At 69.8% G+C, this 17,084-nt stretch carries 14 protein-coding genes; 5 read left to right on the top strand and 9 right to left on the bottom strand.

Translation table 11 applies throughout. The features are described from left to right. Positions 1-168 precede the first annotated feature (168 nt). The 6 genes from G3I54_RS27345 to G3I54_RS27320 all read right to left on the bottom strand — a co-directional run bounded on the left by G3I54_RS27345 (position 169) and on the right by G3I54_RS27320 (position 4,179). Positions 169-822 (bottom strand): TMEM175 family protein, encoded by a 654-nt coding sequence (locus G3I54_RS27345; protein WP_164618132.1) that lies wholly within the window; start codon positions 820-822, stop codon positions 169-171. A 39-nt stretch (positions 823-861) separates the two neighbouring features. Further along, the gene (locus G3I54_RS27340) at positions 862-1,344 is read right to left on the bottom strand and encodes a RidA family protein (protein ID WP_164618130.1); all 483 of its coding nucleotides are present in this window, start codon (positions 1,342-1,344) and stop codon (positions 862-864) included. Between the two features lie 159 nt (positions 1,345-1,503). Then, positions 1,504-2,358, bottom strand: coding sequence for an ABC transporter permease (locus G3I54_RS27335; protein WP_164618128.1), 855 nt, complete (start codon positions 2,356-2,358; stop codon positions 1,504-1,506). 26 nt (positions 2,359-2,384) lie between these two features. Next, on the bottom strand, positions 2,385-3,242 hold the full coding sequence (locus G3I54_RS27330) for an ABC transporter ATP-binding protein (RefSeq protein ID WP_203687260.1): 858 nt from the start codon (positions 3,240-3,242) through the stop codon (positions 2,385-2,387). A 65-nt stretch (positions 3,243-3,307) separates the two neighbouring features. Beyond that, complete coding sequence (locus G3I54_RS27325; RefSeq protein ID WP_164618124.1) at positions 3,308-3,652, bottom strand: transcriptional regulator; 345 nt, start codon at positions 3,650-3,652, stop codon at positions 3,308-3,310. After that, positions 3,649-4,179 carry a hypothetical protein gene (locus tag G3I54_RS27320; RefSeq protein ID WP_343240429.1) on the bottom strand — a complete coding sequence of 177 codons (531 nt, stop codon included), beginning with the start codon at positions 4,177-4,179 and terminating at the stop codon, positions 3,649-3,651. Before G3I54_RS27320 ends, G3I54_RS27325 begins: the two co-directional genes overlap by 4 nt. A 147-nt stretch (positions 4,180-4,326) precedes the next feature. Here G3I54_RS27320 and G3I54_RS27315 point away from each other — a divergent pair, with 147 nt between their 5' ends. After that, complete coding sequence (locus G3I54_RS27315; RefSeq protein ID WP_164618122.1) at positions 4,327-4,761, top strand: VOC family protein; 435 nt, start codon at positions 4,327-4,329, stop codon at positions 4,759-4,761. A 153-nt stretch (positions 4,762-4,914) separates the two neighbouring features. Further along, positions 4,915-5,451 (top strand): GNAT family N-acetyltransferase, encoded by a 537-nt coding sequence (locus G3I54_RS27310; protein ID WP_164618120.1) that lies wholly within the window; start codon positions 4,915-4,917, stop codon positions 5,449-5,451. Between the two features lie 88 nt (positions 5,452-5,539). Here the strand turns inward: G3I54_RS27310 and G3I54_RS27305 are convergent, their stop codons facing one another. Beyond that, positions 5,540-6,427 carry a hypothetical protein gene (locus G3I54_RS27305; protein ID WP_164618119.1) on the bottom strand — a complete coding sequence of 296 codons (888 nt, stop codon included), beginning with the start codon at positions 6,425-6,427 and terminating at the stop codon, positions 5,540-5,542. Between the two features lie 511 nt (positions 6,428-6,938). Here G3I54_RS27305 and acnA point away from each other — a divergent pair. Further along, on the top strand, positions 6,939-9,653 hold the full coding sequence (gene acnA / locus G3I54_RS27300) for an aconitate hydratase AcnA (RefSeq protein ID WP_164618116.1): 2,715 nt from the start codon (positions 6,939-6,941) through the stop codon (positions 9,651-9,653). Positions 9,654-9,731: 78 nt separating this feature from the next. Here acnA and G3I54_RS27295 read toward each other — a convergent pair whose 3' ends face one another. Then, positions 9,732-10,379: a hypothetical protein gene (locus tag G3I54_RS27295; protein WP_164618114.1), complete on the bottom strand. Its 648-nt coding sequence runs from the start codon at positions 10,377-10,379 to the stop codon at positions 9,732-9,734. Positions 10,380-10,523: 144 nt separating this feature from the next. Between G3I54_RS27295 and G3I54_RS27290 the strand changes: the two genes are divergently transcribed. Then, positions 10,524-11,156 carry a histidine phosphatase family protein gene (locus tag G3I54_RS27290; protein ID WP_164618112.1) on the top strand — a complete coding sequence of 211 codons (633 nt, stop codon included), beginning with the start codon at positions 10,524-10,526 and terminating at the stop codon, positions 11,154-11,156. A gap of 61 nt (positions 11,157-11,217) precedes the next feature. Here G3I54_RS27290 and G3I54_RS27285 read toward each other — a convergent pair whose 3' ends face one another. Next, positions 11,218-15,111 carry a GH92 family glycosyl hydrolase gene (locus G3I54_RS27285; protein WP_164618110.1) on the bottom strand — a complete coding sequence of 1,298 codons (3,894 nt, stop codon included), beginning with the start codon at positions 15,109-15,111 and terminating at the stop codon, positions 11,218-11,220. A 506-nt stretch (positions 15,112-15,617) separates the two neighbouring features. Here G3I54_RS27285 and ngcE point away from each other — a divergent pair. Next, positions 15,618-17,063, top strand: coding sequence for an N-acetylglucosamine/diacetylchitobiose ABC transporter substrate-binding protein (gene ngcE / locus G3I54_RS27280; RefSeq protein WP_164618108.1), 1,446 nt, complete (start codon positions 15,618-15,620; stop codon positions 17,061-17,063). Positions 17,064-17,084: the final 21 nt, after the last annotated feature.

Raw genomic sequence — 17,084 nt, 5'->3', positions numbered from 1 at the left:
GTTATCTCAGATATGAGATGAGGATGATGTGGGGGTGTGCCGTTCGAGTGACGGGTGTGTACCGGCTCCGGGCACGCCCGGTCTCTCCCATCGTTCCCCGTACGGGGGCGAAGGGCGCGGTCTGCGCGTCCGTACGGGGCCGCGGAGCGCCGCCCTCCGCCTCGGCCCTCAGCCCGCTCGGCCGTGCCGGCGGGCGGTGGCGCGCTTCCGATGGGCGAGGGCGAGCTTGACCGGGACCAGGGCCAGCCAGCACCACATGGCCGCGACGGGGGAGACGAGGTAGGCGACCGGCACCGTCGTGGCGAAGAGCGCCGCGGTCGAGGCCAGGTCGGCGACGACCGCCCGGCCCACATCGCCCCGGGCGGCATCCGTCCCGTGCTCCGTCGCCCGCCTGCCGGTCAGGAACATCGCCAGCTCCAGCAGGTTCGTGACGGCGACCATGCCCCCGTACACGGCCACGGTCAGCGGGCGCTCGGCGTACTCCGAGAGCAGCGCGGTCGGGAACGGCACGAGGGCGATCGCGCCGAGCCACATCAGCGCGAACCACAGCGACACGCCCTCGAAGCGCGGGACCAGCCGCACGATCAACCGGTGGTCGCGCCAGAACCCGGCCAGGATCGTGAAGCTCAGGGCGTACGCACCGAGGTCCGGCAGCGCCTGGCGCACAGCATCGGTGAACTCGGCCTTGTCCAGGCCCGGTTCGATGTGGAGGTCGAGGACCAGCAGGGTCATCGCGATGGCGAAGATCCCGTCGCACAGGGTCGTCAGACGGTCCGCGCTCTTCTCGTCGGCCTGCTGGACAGCGGCTCGGTCATCACTCACCCGCCTCAGGGTGCGGGGGCGAGCGGGCTCATGGCGTCATTACGCCGACGGGGGGCAAGCCGGTCCGCCGGGCGCCGGGGCGTCGGCCGCCGGATCGCCGGGTGCCGGAGCGTCCAGGACGGCGGCCACGGCTTCGATCTCGACGAGCTGGTCGGCGTACCCGAGCACGGTGACGCCCATCAGGGTGCTGGGCGCGTCGTGGTCGCCGAAGGAGTCCCGGACCACCTCCCAGGCGGCCACGAGATCCTCCTGCCGGGCCGATGCCACGAGGACCCGCGTGCTGATGACGTCCTCGGCCGAAGCGCCCGCGTCGGCGAGCGCGGTCCGCAGGTTCTCCATGGCCTTCGCCGCCTGACCGGCGTAGTCGCCGACGGCCACGGTGTTGCCGTGCTCGTCGAGCGGACACGAACCGGCGAGGAAGATCAGCCGGGACCCGGCGGGCGCGGTGGCGGCGTAGGCGTACTCGGCCACGTCGGAGAGGGTGCGGGAACGGATCAGCGAAACGGCGCTGGTGCGGGTCACGGTGGGTGCGTCTCCTGGCTGAGGGTGGCGTGCTGAGGTGACTCGGTCCTGGAGCACGCCATCCTTTCAGCGCGCTCCGTGCCCCGCTCCTCCTTTTTCCGATCGGCCGGTCGGTCGGTCGCCCGGTTCGGCACGCACGCAGAGCCGCCCCCCCGCCCCCTACCCCGCCACGGCTCCGCTCTGCACCGCCTTCCGGTGGCGCGCGGCGAGACGCGAGCCGGACTCCCGGCGGGCGGCCCGGCGAAGGAGTGGCACCGCGAGAAGGAAGCCGAGGACCGCCCAGGCCGTCAGTACGAGGGCGACCATGGGCAGTTCCCAGGAGCCGGCCGCCTCGGCGGCCCGAGCGGAGTCCGGCAGCAGCGCCGAACGCAGGCCCTGGGCCATCCACTTGAGCGGGAAGACGGAGGCCACCTGCTGGACCGGCACCGGCAGCGAGGTGATCGGGAACACCGCCCCGGAGGTGATCAGCAGCCCCATGGTGGGCAGCATGATCAACGCCAGTGCCTCGCGCGGGTTCGGCAGTACGGCCCCGATGGCCGCGCCCAGCGGCACCACGGCGAGCAGCCCGAGCGCGGTGACCCACAGCAGCGTCAGCCAGCCGCCCGCGCCGCGCGGCAGCGGCCCGTCCACCAGGAGGGCGGTGGACGTGAGCAGCAGGGCCAGCGTGCCGACCGCCATGACGACCACCAGCAGGGACTTGGCGACGAGGTACGCCGGTATCCCGCCGGGTGTGGCGCGCAGCCGCAGCAGGACGCCCTCCTCCCGTTCGGTGACGAGCATCTGCGGGAGGTTGATCAGTCCGATCTGGAACAGCAGATACGCCGCGAAGCCCGCGAGCACCAGATGGGACAGCGGGGTCTGAGTGCCGGGTACGTCACCGCTGACGTAGGCGGCGATCACCAGCGCGACGACCACATTGGTCAGATGCCCGGACAACTCCTTCGGGTTGCGCAGGAGATGCCGCAGTTCGATGCCGCCTCGGCGGAGGCCGGCCCGCAGCGTGGTCGTTCCCATCGATGTCCCCTTCGTGCGGCCCGTGTTCATGCGGCCCGCGCCTCTCCGTCGCCGGTCCCGTCCGTGCCGTCGCCCTCCCGGTGCACCATGTGCAGATAGGTGTCCTCCAGGGTCGGGCGGCGGACCTCCAGGCCGGGGATCGGCCCGTCCGCGTCCCGATGCAGCTGCCAGACCAACTCCGAGGGGTCCTCGGTACGTCGGCGGTGCGGCGTGCCGTCGGCGGCGGTCCAGCGGACCTCGGCCCGCGCGGCGGCCCGCCGGGCCAGCTCCGACGGGGTGCCGCAGGCCCGGATCCGGCCGCCGACCAGCATGGCGATCCGGTCGGCGAGCCGCTCCGCCTCCACCAGGTCGTGCGTGGTGAGCAGAACGGTGACGCCCTCCTCGCGGGCCAGCCGTTCGATCAGGACGTGGAACGCGTGCCGCGCCTGCGGGTCGAAGCCGGTGGTCGGCTCGTCGAGGAAGAGGAGGTCGGGCCGGCCGACGATGCCGAGCGCCACGTCCAGCCTCCGGCGCTGACCGCCGGACAGCCGCTCCACCTGCTGGTCGCCCCGGTCGGCGAGGCCGACCAGTTCCAGCAGCCCGGCCGGGTCGCGAGGGTCGGGGTAGTACGACGCGAAGTGGGCCAGCAACTCAGCGACCCGCCAGCGGCGATGGTCCCGCCAGGACTGCAGCACCAGCCCGATGCGGCCGCGCCAGGCGTCGTCGCCCCGCTCCGGATCCGTACCGAGGACATGGACCTCCCCGGCGGACCGCCGCCGGAAGCCCTCCAGGATCTCGACGGTCGTGGTCTTCCCCGCGCCGTTGGGCCCGAGCAGGGCGAAGACCTCGCCGCGGTGGATGTCCAGATCGATGCCGTGCAGGACGTCGACGCCCCCGTACGCCATGGTCAGACCGCGTACCCGGATCACGGGCGGGCCCGCGGAGGGCTCGGGGGCGGGCCCGGGAGCCGTCATCGGCCAGCCTCCGCGTGGTGCTGCCGTTCCTCGGCCGTCGCCGCCGGGCTCGCGCGCTCGACGATCGCCCGGAGCGCCGCGACATGTCCCTCGAAGGCGGTGCGGCCGCGTTCCGTCAGCCGCACCTTCGTACGCCGCTTGCGGCCGCCGCCCTCCTTGTGGATCTCCAGGTAGCCGGCCTCTTCCAGGGTGTGCAGTTGCTTGGAGAGAGCGGAGTCGCTGAGCGAGAGGCTGTCGCGGACGAACGCGAAGTCCGCCCATTCGGCCGGGGCGAGCAGCGCGATCACCGACAGCCGGGTGGCGGGGTGGATCAGCTCGTCGAAGCCGGCGGGGGTGCTCATCGGCCGGCCTCCTCGTGGGCCGCCCGCCCGCCGCCTCGCGACGCGTCCTGTCCGCCGCCGCTCCGCAACGAGTCCGTCGCCCAGCGGCTCGCCGGCCCGACGAACACGAGGAACACGCCCGCCGTGACCGTGGCCTGGACCAGGCTCGCGAGCATCGGCTCCAGCGGCCCGGTCAGGAAGCCGGCCACCAGGGTCGTCCCGGCGGTCACCACCGCCCCCGCTGCGAAGGTGAGGAACATCCGCCCGGTGCAGCGGGAGTGGTGCAGCCGCACCCGGCTCCGACGGCCGTGGCGCACGGCGAGCGCGATGAGCAGCGCGGTGTACACGGCGACGAACAGCCCGACGCCCCACGGGGGCAGGTCCAGGCCCAGGCCGGCGAGGAAGACCCACATGATCGCGGCCGTGGTCCAGGCGGCGCGGGGCCCGCCGGACGCGCTCCGCTCGATCTCGTCGTAGACCCGCTCCTGCGGTACGCGGATGCGCTGCAGGTCGTTCCATGCCTGTTCGGCATCCACCGGTGTGCTCACGGTCGTCGCCCTCCCTGACGGTTGCCCGGCTTTCCTACTGGGAAAGTTACCTTCGGCTTTCCTGGCAGGCAAGTCGGATCGGGTGCGGGCCGGGCAGGCGAAAAAAATCCCGGGACCCGGCGAGCGGTGCGCCACTAGGCTGGCCCGATGCCATCGATCAAGCAGGTCCAGATCACCTTCGACTGCGCGTCACCCTGGCGTGTCGCCCGCTTCTGGTGCGAGGTGCTGGGGTACGTCCTTCCGCCGGTGCCGGAGGGATTCGCCACGTGGGACGAGTACGAGCTCTCTCTGCCGCCCGAGAAGCGGGACGCGGGCGCCGTCTGCCAGGACCCCTCCGGGGTGGGCCCGCGGATGTACTTCCAGCGCGTTCCCGAGGGCAAGGTCGTCAAGAACCGTGTGCACGTCGACGTACGGGTCGGCACCGGGCTGGTGGGCGAGGAGCGCCTCGCCGTACTGGAGGCCGAATGCGCGCGGCTGCTTCCGCTCGGCGCGACGCGCTTGGAACTGCTGCTCGCCGACGAGGAGAACGAGTCCTGCCTCGTGATGCAGGACATCGAGGGCAACGAGTTCTGTCTCGACTGATCCGGGCGGCGGGCGGGGTGTTGAAGGCGAGCCGGACCAGGTGGTCGCCTCCACCACGTCCTTCGGACAGTGCCGCAGCGACAACCGGTCGTTCCGCCGGGGTTGGACTTCCCCTTCGGGCCGCTCGCACCGGCCTGCGATAGGTTGCCCGCCATGCCTGAACTCGGATCCGTCCTCTGGCCGCCTGCCCCGATCGAGACCGAGCGCCTCCTGCTCCGCGAGCCCGAGGCCCGGGACCGTGCGGCGTACATCGAGCTGCTGGCCTCGCCGGAGGTGAACGCCTTTCTGGGCGGCCCGCGACCGCGTGACGAGCTCGAGCGCGCGATACCCGGGGCGCCCGCCCGGCGTTCCGGCCTCTTCGTGGTCGATCTCGACGGAGCGATGATCGGCCAGGTCGCGCTCACCAGCGATTCAGGACACCTTCGCCAGGCCGCCGGGAGGGCTGAGCTCGGCTACCTCTTCCTGCCGCAGACGTGGGGACACGGGTACGCCGCCGAGGCGTGCGCCGCGGTGCTCGGCTGGTTCGCCGGCGCGCAGCCCGGCGAGCCGGTGGTGCTCGCCACCCAGACCGCCAACGTCCGCTCGATGCGCCTCGCGGAGAAGCTGGGGTTCGTCGAGGTGGAGCGGTTCGAGGCCTACGGTGCCGAGCAATGGTTCGCCGAGTGGTCCTCGGCCACCCCGTCCGGTTGACCGCCGGCCCTTCGCGCCCCGAGGACTCGGGGCCGCCAGTGAGCTGATTCCCGCAACCCGTCAGGTGGGAAACAGCTCGGTCCCGGCTTCAGAGGGCTGTTTGTCCGGCCGGCTGTTCCGCATCGCCAGGGGCCGGGAGGGCGATGGGGGCGGGACCGTCGGCCGGGGGGAGTCCTCTTCTGGCGCGGACCATGTCCGCTTCCGCTCGGAGCAGCTCCGCCTTCGCGCGGACGAGCTCGGCGTCCTTTTGGCCGAGGGCTTGGATGAGCTTGGCGAGGCCAGCGAGGATTCCACCGATGAGTACGCCGATGACGGTTCCGACGCTGACGATGGAGGCGACCGCGGCGGGCGCGTCGGTGGGGCCCAGCCCGCTGTCCTGGTGGCTTTCGAGGAGGCTTCGGGTGCTGATCCAGGCGATGGTCAGCAGCGCCAGGAGAAGGGCGCCGGCCAGCGCGCCGAGAAGGGTTCGCCGTCGCCGCGAGCGGGTTCCGGGGGCTGAGCGCGGAGCGGCGCCCGGCGCGGCCTCTTCCGGCCCGGGCATCCGTCCGGTGGTGAGCGCGGAAGCCAGTTTTCTTACGCCTTCCGGGCTGTGGAGGGTGGCGAATTCCCATATCGCCGCGGGTTTCTCGTCCTGTGGGCCGAATCGGCCGACGCCCGGGAAGCCGGGCCGGCTGTTGGAGGCCCTGTGCGATCCCGGGACGTCGAGGACGTGGAAGGACCGCATGCCGCGGTGCTCTCGCCAGTGGTCGACTTGATCGTGGACGTACCTCGATGCGTCGGAGCTCGGCGTGGCGAGCAGGAGGAAGTTGCGGCAGAGACGCATCCGTTCGGGGTCGAGGTCCAGCGCGGACTCGCCGTAGACGGCTTCTGTGCGCACGTTCGCCTCGTGCAGGATGCGTCTGACGGTTCGTTGGGTCCCTGAGTCCTCTGGCGCGAACGCGATGAAGACGTCGAACTTGTAGTCGGCTGCCACCATCTCCTCGTTTCTGTCCCGTCTTGGCGTCACCGTTGGTAAAACCCTAGCCAAGGGGGCTGACACGGGATGATCGAACGCCGTAACCGGGGATGCGGGAAGGCGATACCCAGGAGGGGCGGCACTTCCGCGTGCAGCCGCCGGTGATGGGTCGGAACCCCTGACACACCCCAGGGGCGAACGCTTCCGCGGTCCGCTCGTCGGCTCGGCGCAGGGTCGCCTCACGCGCGTACGGGCTTCCCCCGCCGCCCCCTCGGGCGGTCAGCCTCGAACGATCACTCAATCTTCGCCGCGAGAGGTCAGGGGCACCTGGGCATGACCGAGCGGCGGCTATGTACTAGAGTTATCTCGACATCGAGATATCTGCCGAGGCGCACCACAGCCGCCGCCCGGTAAGGGTTACCTAACTAAGCCTTACCTTAGCGGATGGCCGGGGCCGTAGGTGGCAAAACGCGGCGCCGGCTGCCAATGAGGCGCGGCGCGGTAGACGCGCACATTGAAGAAGGAGACTGTCGTGTCGGCGAACAGCTTCGACGCCCGCAGCACGCTGCGCGTGGGCGACGAGTCGTACGAGATCTTCAAGCTGGACAAGGTAGAGGGCTCCGCGCGCCTCCCGTACAGCCTGAAGGTCCTGCTGGAGAACCTGCTCCGCACCGAGGACGGCGCGAACATCACCGCCGACCACATCCGGGCCATCGGCGGCTGGGACTCCCAGGCGCAGCCCAGCCAGGAGATCCAGTTCACGCCGGCCCGCGTGATCATGCAGGACTTCACCGGCGTGCCGTGTGTCGTGGACCTCGCCACCATGCGTGAGGCCGTCAAGGAGCTCGGCGGGGACCCGGCGAAGATCAACCCGCTGGCCCCGGCCGAGCTGGTCATCGACCACTCCGTCATCGCCGACAAGTTCGGCACCAAGGAAGCCTTCGGCCAGAACGTCGAGCTGGAGTACGGCCGCAACAAGGAGCGCTACCAGTTCCTGCGCTGGGGCCAGACCGCCTTCGACGAGTTCAAGGTCGTCCCCCCGGGCACCGGCATCGTCCACCAGGTGAACATCGAGCACCTGGCGCGTACGGTCATGGTCCGCAACGGCCAGGCGTACCCCGACACCCTCGTCGGCACCGACTCGCACACCACCATGGTCAACGGCCTCGGCGTGCTGGGCTGGGGCGTCGGCGGCATCGAGGCCGAGGCCGCGATGCTCGGCCAGCCGGTCTCCATGCTCATCCCGCGCGTCGTCGGCTTCAAGCTGACCGGCGAGCTCCCGGCCGGCACCACCGCCACCGACCTCGTGCTGACCATCACCGAGATGCTCCGCAAGCACGGCGTCGTCGGCAAGTTCGTCGAGTTCTACGGTGAGGGCGTCGCCGCCACCTCGCTGGCCAACCGCGCCACCATCGGCAACATGTCGCCGGAGTTCGGCTCCACCGCCGCGATCTTCCCGATCGACGACGAGACGCTGAAGTACCTGCGCCTGACCGGCCGCGACGAGCAGCAGGTCGCCCTCGTCGAGGCGTACGCCAAGGAGCAGGGCCTCTGGCTGGACCCGGCCGCCGAGCCCGACTTCTCCGAGAAGCTGGAGCTCGACCTCGCCACGGTCGTCCCCTCCATCGCCGGCCCGAAGCGCCCGCAGGACCGCATCGTCCTCGCGAACGCCAAGGAGCAGTTCGCGAGGGACGTCCGCAACTACGTCACCGACGACGAGGAGGCGGGCAAGGAGTCCTTCCCGGCCTCCGACTCCCCGGCCACCTCCAACGGCGTCCCGTCGAAGCCGACCACGGTCACGGCCCCCGACGGCTCCACGTACGAGATCGACCACGGCGCCGTCACCGTCGCCGCGATCACCTCCTGCACCAACACCTCGAACCCCTACGTCATGGTCGCCGCCGCGCTCGTGGCGAAGAAGGCCGTCGAGAAGGGCCTGACCCGCAAGCCGTGGGTCAAGACCACCCTCGCCCCGGGCTCGAAGGTCGTCACCGACTACTTCGACAAGGCCGGCCTGACCCCGTACCTCGACAAGGTCGGCTTCAACCTCGTCGGCTACGGCTGCACCACCTGCATCGGCAACTCCGGCCCGCTGCCGGAGGAGGTCTCCAAGGCGGTCAACGAGAACGACCTCGCGGTCACCTCGGTGCTCTCCGGCAACCGCAACTTCGAGGGCCGGATCAACCCCGACGTCAAGATGAACTACCTGGCGTCCCCGCCGCTGGTCGTCGCGTACGCCATCGCCGGTTCGATGAAGGTCGACATCACCAAGGACGCCCTCGGCGTCGACCAGGACGGCAAGCCGGTCTACCTGACCGACATCTGGCCCTCCGAGGCCGAGGTCAACGACGTCGTGGCGAACGCCATCGGCGAGGACATGTTCAACAAGTCCTACCAGGACGTCTTCGCGGGCGACGCCCAGTGGCAGGCGCTGCCGATCCCGACCGGCAACACCTTCGAGTGGGACGCCGAGTCCACCTACGTGCGCAAGCCCCCTTACTTCGAGGGCATGACGATGGAGACGACCCCGGTCGAGGACATCACCGGCGCCCGGGTGCTCGCCAAGCTCGGCGACTCGGTCACCACCGACCACATCTCCCCGGCCGGCGCCATCAAGGCCGACACCCCGGCCGGCAAGTACCTCAGCGAGCACGGCATCGAGCGCCGTGACTTCAACTCCTACGGCTCGCGCCGTGGTAACCACGAGGTCATGATCCGCGGCACGTTCGCCAACATCCGCCTGCGCAACCAGATCGCGCCGGGCACCGAGGGCGGCTACACCCGCGACTTCACCCAGGAAGACGGCCCGGTGTCGTTCATCTACGACGCCTCGCAGAACTACCAGGCCGCCGGCACCCCGCTCGCGATCCTCGCGGGCAAGGAGTACGGCTCCGGCTCGTCCCGCGACTGGGCCGCCAAGGGCACCGCGCTCCTCGGCGTCAAGGCCGTCATCGCCGAGTCCTACGAGCGCATCCACCGCTCGAACCTCATCGGCATGGGCGTCCTCCCGCTCCAGTTCCCCGAGGGCCAGACCGCCGAGACCCTCGGCCTCACCGGCGAGGAGACCTTCTCCTTCACCGGCGTCACCGAGTTGAACAACGGCACCACCCCGCGCACGGTCAAGGTCACCACCGACACCGGTGTGGAGTTCGACGGCGTCGTCCGTATCGACACCCCCGGCGAGGCGGACTACTACCGCAACGGCGGCATCCTGCAGTACGTGCTCCGCAGCCTGATCCGCAAGTAGGCGGTCCGGCGAGAGCAGTGAGGGCCGCATCCCGGGACTTCCCGGGGTGCGGCCCTTCCGCCGTGCAGGCCCCTCGGATCAGCCGGTCATCGCCTGCCGCTCGACCCGGTCGATCCGGCACTTCGTGCCCGCCGGCACCTCGCCGAGGCCCTGGGCCTCGACCTTGGCCGTCGCGCCGGGGGCGACGTCGTCCTCCGTGACCCCGAGGCCCTCGGTCACCACGTCACCGTCACGGTCCACGAACGAGACGAAGACGACGTAGGACGCCGGGCTCGCGCTCCCGTTCACGATCTTTATGTCGGCGGACATCCAGTTGATCAGGGAGTCCCGCGTGCACTTCGTGATCGTGGCGTCCTTCTCGGCCGGCGGCTCATCGGCCCCCGGCTCCTCGAACTCCCCGAAGTCCTCGGAGTCCTCCAGCTCTTCGAACTCCTCCCAGCCCTCGCCGTCTTCCGGCCCCATCGTGTCGTACCGCGACGTCACCCGGTCCTCGGCCCGGGCGAAGGACTCCGAGGCCTCCTGCAGGAACGCGTAGACCAGGGCGGCCGTCGCACCGGTGACGACGAGCCCGCCGATCAGCGACAACGTCACGATCAGTCCCGTACGCCGTTCTCCCCGCGGCGGTGCGGCGGGCGGCGCCCACGGCGAGGGCGGCGGTGTGGACGCGGGCTGCTGCGGTGCCTGCGGCTCCGGTTCGGGCGGCGGAGGCGGAAAGGCGTCGGACATGAGGTCCCCCCACGGGAAATGGATCAGGTGAAGGCCCAACCGTACGTGCCTCCGGCTCCCCGCCGCTCCCGGGTGCGATCGTGGGCCGGGGACCCGGACCCGCGGTCCTCACCGGCACCACCGTACGGAAAGCGAACGGACCCCATGGGCGAGCTGATCCTCATCCGGCACGGCGAGACCGAGTGGTCCCGCTCCGGGCAGCACACGAGCTACACCGACCTCCCCCTCACCGACGTCGGCGAGCGCCAGGCCCGCGCGCTCGTCCCGCTGCTGGCCGACCGGAACATCGAGCTCACGCTCGTCAGCCCGATGATCCGGGCCCGCCGCACCGCCGAACTGGCCGGACTCACCGATCCCCGGGTCACCCCCGAGCTGCGGGAGTGGGACTACGGCGGGTACGAGGGCGTCACCACCCGGGAGATCCGCCGCACCCGGCCCTTCTGGAACCTGTGGACCGACGGCGTCGACCCCGGCGACCCGGAGCACCCGGGCGAGAGCCCCGCCGAGATCGGGCAACGGGCCGACCAGGTGCTCGCGGGCGTCAGCTCGGCCGCCGACCAGATCGGGGACGGGGACATCGCGCTCGTCGCCCACTCGCACTTCCTGCGCGTCCTCACCGCCCGCTACCTCGGCCTGACCCCGGCCGAGGGACGGCTCTTCCAGCTCGCCACCGGCGCCGTCTCCCGGCTCGGCACCGAACACGGCCGGCCGGTCGTCGTCGCCCTGAACCTCGCCCTGCCCGAGAGCCTCCAGGAAGCACCGAGCCAGAACCGCTGAAACGCCGACGGCCGGCGTCCCGCCACGGGGACGCCGGCCGCCTGCGCTCACCGCGTACGGATCAGGAGAGCAGCTCCACCTCCGCGAGCGTCGCCGAACCCGTCAGCACCAGCCGGTACTTCGTGTACGAGCCGGGCCTGTCCACCGAGAACACCCGGGTCTGCTTGTCCCAGGCGAACGACTGGCCCGAGCGGCGGTCGATGTCCGTCCACTTCTTCCCGTCCGTCGAACCCTGGAGCGTCCAGCCCTTCGGGGCCTTGTCGGCCGCCGCCGAGGTCAGCGTGTACTGGACGCCCTTCGTGGCCGAGGCTGAGCCGTCGATCGGAAGCTCCACCGACTCGACCGTCGCCGAGGTGGCCGAGGTGTCGTCGAACAGCGCGCCGTCGCCCTTGAGCGCGTCGCCCTTGGGCGTCGGGACCTTGTCGTCCTTCTGGACCGAGACCGGGGCCGCGTCCTTGCCCGTGCCCCACGCCGAGGGCTTCGGGCCCATGTCGAACTCCAGCGTGCCGCCCTTGGCCAGCACGTCGTGCGGGAGCGCCGTGGAGGTCCACTTCTTGCCGTTGACCTTCACACCCTGCACGTAGATGTTCTTGTCGCTGTTCTTCGGCGCCTTCACGACCAGCTTGCGGCCGTTGTCCATCCGGACGGTCACCTTCTTGAAGAGCGGCGAGCCGATCGCGTACTCCCCGCTGCCCATCACCAGCGGGTAGAAGCCGAGCGAGGAGAAGAGGAACCACGCCGACTGCTCGCCGTTGTCCTCGTCGCCGTGGATGCCCTGCCCGATCTCGCTGCCGATGTACAGCCGGCTCAGGACCTCGCGGACCTTCTCCTGCGTCTTGTACGGCTGCGAGGCCGCGTTGTACATGTACGTGGCGTGGTGGGCGACCTGGTTGCTGTGCCCGTACTGGCCCATCCGCACGTCCCGCGCCTCGGTCATCTCGTGGATGACCCCGCCGTAGCTGCCGACGAACTCCGGGCCCGCCGTCTCCGGCGTCGAGAAGTACGTGTCCAGCTTCTTGCCCAGGCCCGCGCGGCCGCCGTACAGGTTGGCCAGGCCCCGGCTGTCCTGCGGGGCGGTGAAGGCGTAGCCCCAGCCGTTGGTCTCGGTGTAGTCGTAGCCCCAGACGCGCGGGTCGTACTCGTCCGAGGGCAGGCGCCAGTCGCCGTTCGGCTTCTTGCCCTGGAAGAACCCGGCCTTGTCGTCGAAGAGCTTGACGTACTTCTGGGCCCGGTTCATGAAGTACTCGGACTCTTCCTTGTACCGCGCCTTCTTCGTCTTCTCGTACAGCTCCTGACCCATGCGGGCGATGCCGTAGTCGTTGACGTAGCCCTCCAGCGACCAGGACAGGCCCTCGTGGGTGGCGGTGTTCGCGTAACCCTTGAAGACCGAGGTCTCCAGGCCCTTGCGGCCGACGCCCGAGGACGGCGGGGCCACGGTGGCGTTCTTGAGCGCCGCGTCGTACGCCGCCTCGGCGTCGAACTTCACGCCCTTGACGTACGCGTCGGCGAACGCCACGTCCGAGCTGGTGCCGGTCATCAGGTCCGCGTAGCCGGGGGAGGACCAGCGTGAGGTCCAGCCGCCGTCCTTGTAGTGCTGGACGAACCCGTCCACCAGCTCGCCGGCCTTCTTCGGGGAGAAGAAGGAGTAGGCGGGCCAGGTCGTGCGGTAGGTGTCCCAGAAGCCGTTGTTGACGTACACCTTGCCGTCGACGATCTTCGCGCCGGTCTGCGTCGGGGTGTCCTCGCCGGTTGCCTTGGAGAAGGGGCTGGCGTATTTGTTCTTGCCCCTCACCTTCTCGTGGCCGGAGTTCGGGTAGAGGTAGAGCCGGTAGAGGCTGGAGTAGAGCGTGGTCAGCTGGTCCGCGTTCGCGCCCTCGACCTCGATCGTCCCGAGGATGTCGTCCCAGGCGCTCTGCGCCTTGCGCTGCACCTTCTGGAAGGACGTGGACTCCGGGATCTCCATGGCCAGGTTCTGCTTCGCCTGGTCGACGCCGATCAGCGAGGTGGCCAGGCGGAGGTTGACCGTGCGGTCCTTGCCCGCGTCGAAGCGGAAGAACCCGGTGACGTCGTCGCCACCGCCGCCCTTCAGCTTGCCGCTGTCGGTGACCGGCGCGTCGAATACGCCGTACACGAACATCCGGGTCGCGCCGGTGGACAGGCCGCTCTTGACGTCCGTGTAGCCGGAGAAGGAGCGGTTCTCGGCGTCCAGCGTGATGCCGCCGTCGTTCGAGACGTTGTCGAAGACCAGGCTCGCGTCCTTGCCCGGGTAGGTGAACCGCATCCGGGCCGCGTGGTCGGTCGGCGTCATCTCGGCCTTGAGGCCGTTCTCGAACGTGACGCCGTAGTAGTGCGGCGTCGCCGTCTCGTTCTCGTGCCGGAACGGCAGCGCGCGGGCCGTCCGGGACGCGTCCGGGGTGCCGGAAGCGGCCGACGGCATCACCTGGAAGGTCTGCCGGTCGCCCATCCAGGGGCTCGGCTCATGGCTGGCGCCGAAGGCCTGGAGCGTGGGGAGGTTGTCCTCGTTGTTGCCCCGGTGGTAGTCGTACAGCCAGCTGGTGGTGCCCGCGTTGGTGACCGGCGTCCAGAAGTTGAAGCCGTGCGGGACGGCCGTGGCCGGAATGTTGTTACCGCGTGAGAAGCCGCCGCTGGAGTTGGTGCCGCGGGTCGTCAGCGCGTAGTCCGACAGATGCGCCTTGCGCTTCTCGGGCTTCTTCGGGGCGATCGTGATGTCGTCGATCCAGCCCTGGAACTTCGCCGGGCCCTTGGGGGAGTCGTACGCCACCAGGATCCGGTCGACCGTCTTGCCCGCGGCGACCGTGCCGAGGCGGGCGGCGACCTTGTTCCACTGGTTGACGTAGAGGCGCTTGGCGTCCGCCTGGCCCTGCGGGGTCAGCAGCCCGCCGTGGCTGTCGGTGGCCTTCAGCTCGCTCAGGTAGGTGCCGTCGGTGAAGGCCAGGTCCACCGCGACATGGGTGGCCGGGTAGTTCAGATCCGTCTCGCCCATCTGCGGGTAGACGAGGTAGGACAGCTCGGTGTCCTTGGTGACGGCCGTGTTCACGTCGAAGATCTTGTTGTACGAGTAGGCGCGTCCGTCGGGCGTGTGCGTACCCGCGTAACGCAGTGCCTTCTTTCCGGTGAACCCCGCGCCCGACTTCGCGGTGGGCGACCCGGAGGGGCCGCGGTCGGGCTGGCTGCGCATCTCGTCGGGCACCGGCGCGGAGGCGTCACCGTTCGAGAACTGAACGTCGGCGAGCTGGAGCGCGTCCGCCGCGCCGTTGTTCTTCGTGATCTCCAGCCGGAAGTGCCGGTAGGCGGTGTCGCCCGCGAAGTCGTAGCTCTTCGTCTCGTGCCGCTTGGCGAAGGTCTCGCCGCCGCGGGTGTCGAGGTCGGTCCACTCCTTGCCGTCCGCCGAGCCCTTGAGCGTCCAGTCCTTCGGGTCGCGCTCGGCGTGGTCGTTGGCCGAAGTGAGGGCGTACGTCACGACCTTGACGGGTTCGTCCAGATCGAACTCGACCCAGCCGGTGGGCTTGAAGGTGAGCCACTTGGAGCCCGGCTCGACGTCGACGAGGTTCTCCTTGACCTCGCCGCCGGCGGTGTTCTCGGCGCTCGCGCGGAGCTCCGTGACCCGGTCGGTGACATTGCCCGGTATGCCGGAGGAGAAGCCTCCGTCGACGCCGGAGGAGCGGGGCTTGCCGTCGGGGCCTTCCTCGACGGTGTTGCGCCAGTCCGGCTGCTTCTCGTCCGCCTCGAAGGAGCTGCTGAACGTCCGCTCGCCGGAGGGCTTCCGGTCCGGTGCGGAGGGCTGGGCGGTGGCGACCGCGGGGGCGATCACCACGAGGGCGAGGGATGCCGCCAGGGCGGCTGCTGTGGGGGTCCGTCTCCGGCGGGGGGCCGGGCGGGGGACCGCGTGAGGGGCCTTGTCGGAGCCGTGGTTGAGGCCGCGTGGTGGCTGCATGCCGAGCCGTTCCTCCCCGGGAAAATGCATGGACAACGTTGTCATAGCGGGATGCAAGGTCCAGTAGGGATCCAAGTGACAGGACGTGTCAAGGGTGTTGCCGCAGGGGTCGTCGGCGAATCGGCCGGAATGGGGAAATAGCCGCCGCGGGGGGAGGGCGTGCGGTGCCGAGGTATCCGTGAGGTCTCAACTCGGGAAAGACTGCCGCCCAAACCTGCTTTCGATCTTGCTCAGTTGGCGACAAGTGGACTATACCTGTCGGCATCTGCACGGCCGCTTCGCGCGGACGTGCGCACGGGGGAAACAGGGACGGTCGCGAGGACGCCGGGGGTGTCCTCGCTGTACGGTCTCCCGACATCCTCACTGCACCGGACCTGTCCGGTACATCTGCACATCCGCATGACCCAAGCGCAACTGACCGCGGTGGCGGGGCCCTTCGCCTGAGGCGAATTTTCTACGGGTGACCGGTACACCGCCTGAGTCCTGGAGAAGGCGAGGACTTGAGCATGGGATCCACCTCCGCCCACAACAATGAGGGCCTTGGCCGTCGCGATCTGATCAAGCGTTCTGCCGCACTCGGCCTGATCGCTGTTCCGACGATGAGCTTCCTGTCCGCCTGCGCGAGCGGCGACAGCAGCAGCGACGACAAGGTCGAAAAGGGCGAAAAGACCGAGAAGAACCCGCTGGCCGTCAACGGCAGCGCACCGCTGGAGATCGTCATCTTCGACGGTGGCTTCGGTACGAAGTACGCCGAGGACGCCAAGGCCGTCTACGAGAAGACCTACCCCGAGGCGAAGGTCAAGTTCTCCGCGACGCAGAAGATCCAGTCGGTTCTTCAGCCGCGGTTCAACGGTGGCACCCCGCCGGACCTGATCGACAACTCCGGCGCCCAGCAGATGGACATGGGCGTCCTGGTCGGCAAGAAGCAGCTCACCGACCTGACCCCGCTGCTCGACGCCCCCTCCATCGACGACCCCGCCAAGAAGGTCCGCGACACCCTGCGGCCGGGCATCGTCGAGATGGGGCAGTTCGACGGCGACCCGGTCTGGATCATGTACTACGCGTACACGGTCTACGGCGTCTGGTACTCGCAGACCGCGCTGGAGAAGCTCGACGCCACGTACCCGGAGACCTGGGACGACATGCTCGCGCTCTGCGCGAAGGCGAAGAAGGAGGGCATCGCCGGCTGGACCTACCCCGGCAAGCACCCCTACTACCTCCCCTTCTCGCTGTACCCCTTCATCGCCAAGATCGGCGGTGTCGAGGTCCTCGACGCGATCGACAACCTGGAGCCGAAGGCCTGGGAGCACCCCGCGGTCAAGGCGGCCTTCGAGGCGTACTACGAGCTCGTCGCCAAGGACTACATCCTCAAGGGCACCCCGGGCCTGGACCACCGCGGTTCCCAGGGCGCCTGGGCCCGCGGCAAGGCGCTGTTCATCCCGAACGGCTCCTGGGTCGAGAACGAGGAAGCGGCGATCATCCCCAAGGACTTCAAGCTGTCCGTGGGCGCTCCCTCCAGCCTCGACTCCTCGGACAAGATGCCCTTCGGCACCCTCTGGGCGTCCGGCGGCGAGCCGTTCATCGTCCCGAGCAAGGCGAAGAACCCCGAGGGCGGCATGGAGCAGCTGCGCATCATGCTCAGCGAGGCCTCCTCCAAGTCCTTCACCACGAGCACCAAGTCGCTCTCCGCCTTCAACGGCGGCACGGACGGCATCGAGCTCTCCGACGGCCTGAAGTCCGGTGTCGCCGCGCTGGAGAAGGCCGGCACCAACGTGGTCAACCCGCGCCTGCAGGACTGGTACGTGAAGCTCCAGAAGGAGCAGATCGGTGTCGCCGCGCTCGGCGAGATGATGGCCGGCCGCGCCAAGCCGGCCGAGACCATCAAGAAGATCCAGGCCTTCGCCGACGCGACCGCCAAGGACCAGTCCATCAAGCACTTCAAGCACCAGTGACCACGCGTCACCAGCGGCGGG

This window comes from Streptomyces sp. SID14515 (genome assembly GCF_010548505.1).
Lineage (GTDB): Bacteria > Actinomycetota > Actinomycetes > Streptomycetales > Streptomycetaceae > Streptomyces > Streptomyces caviscabies.
Note: the sequence above shows the minus strand (reverse complement) of the source record. Positions and strands in the feature narration are given on the sequence as shown.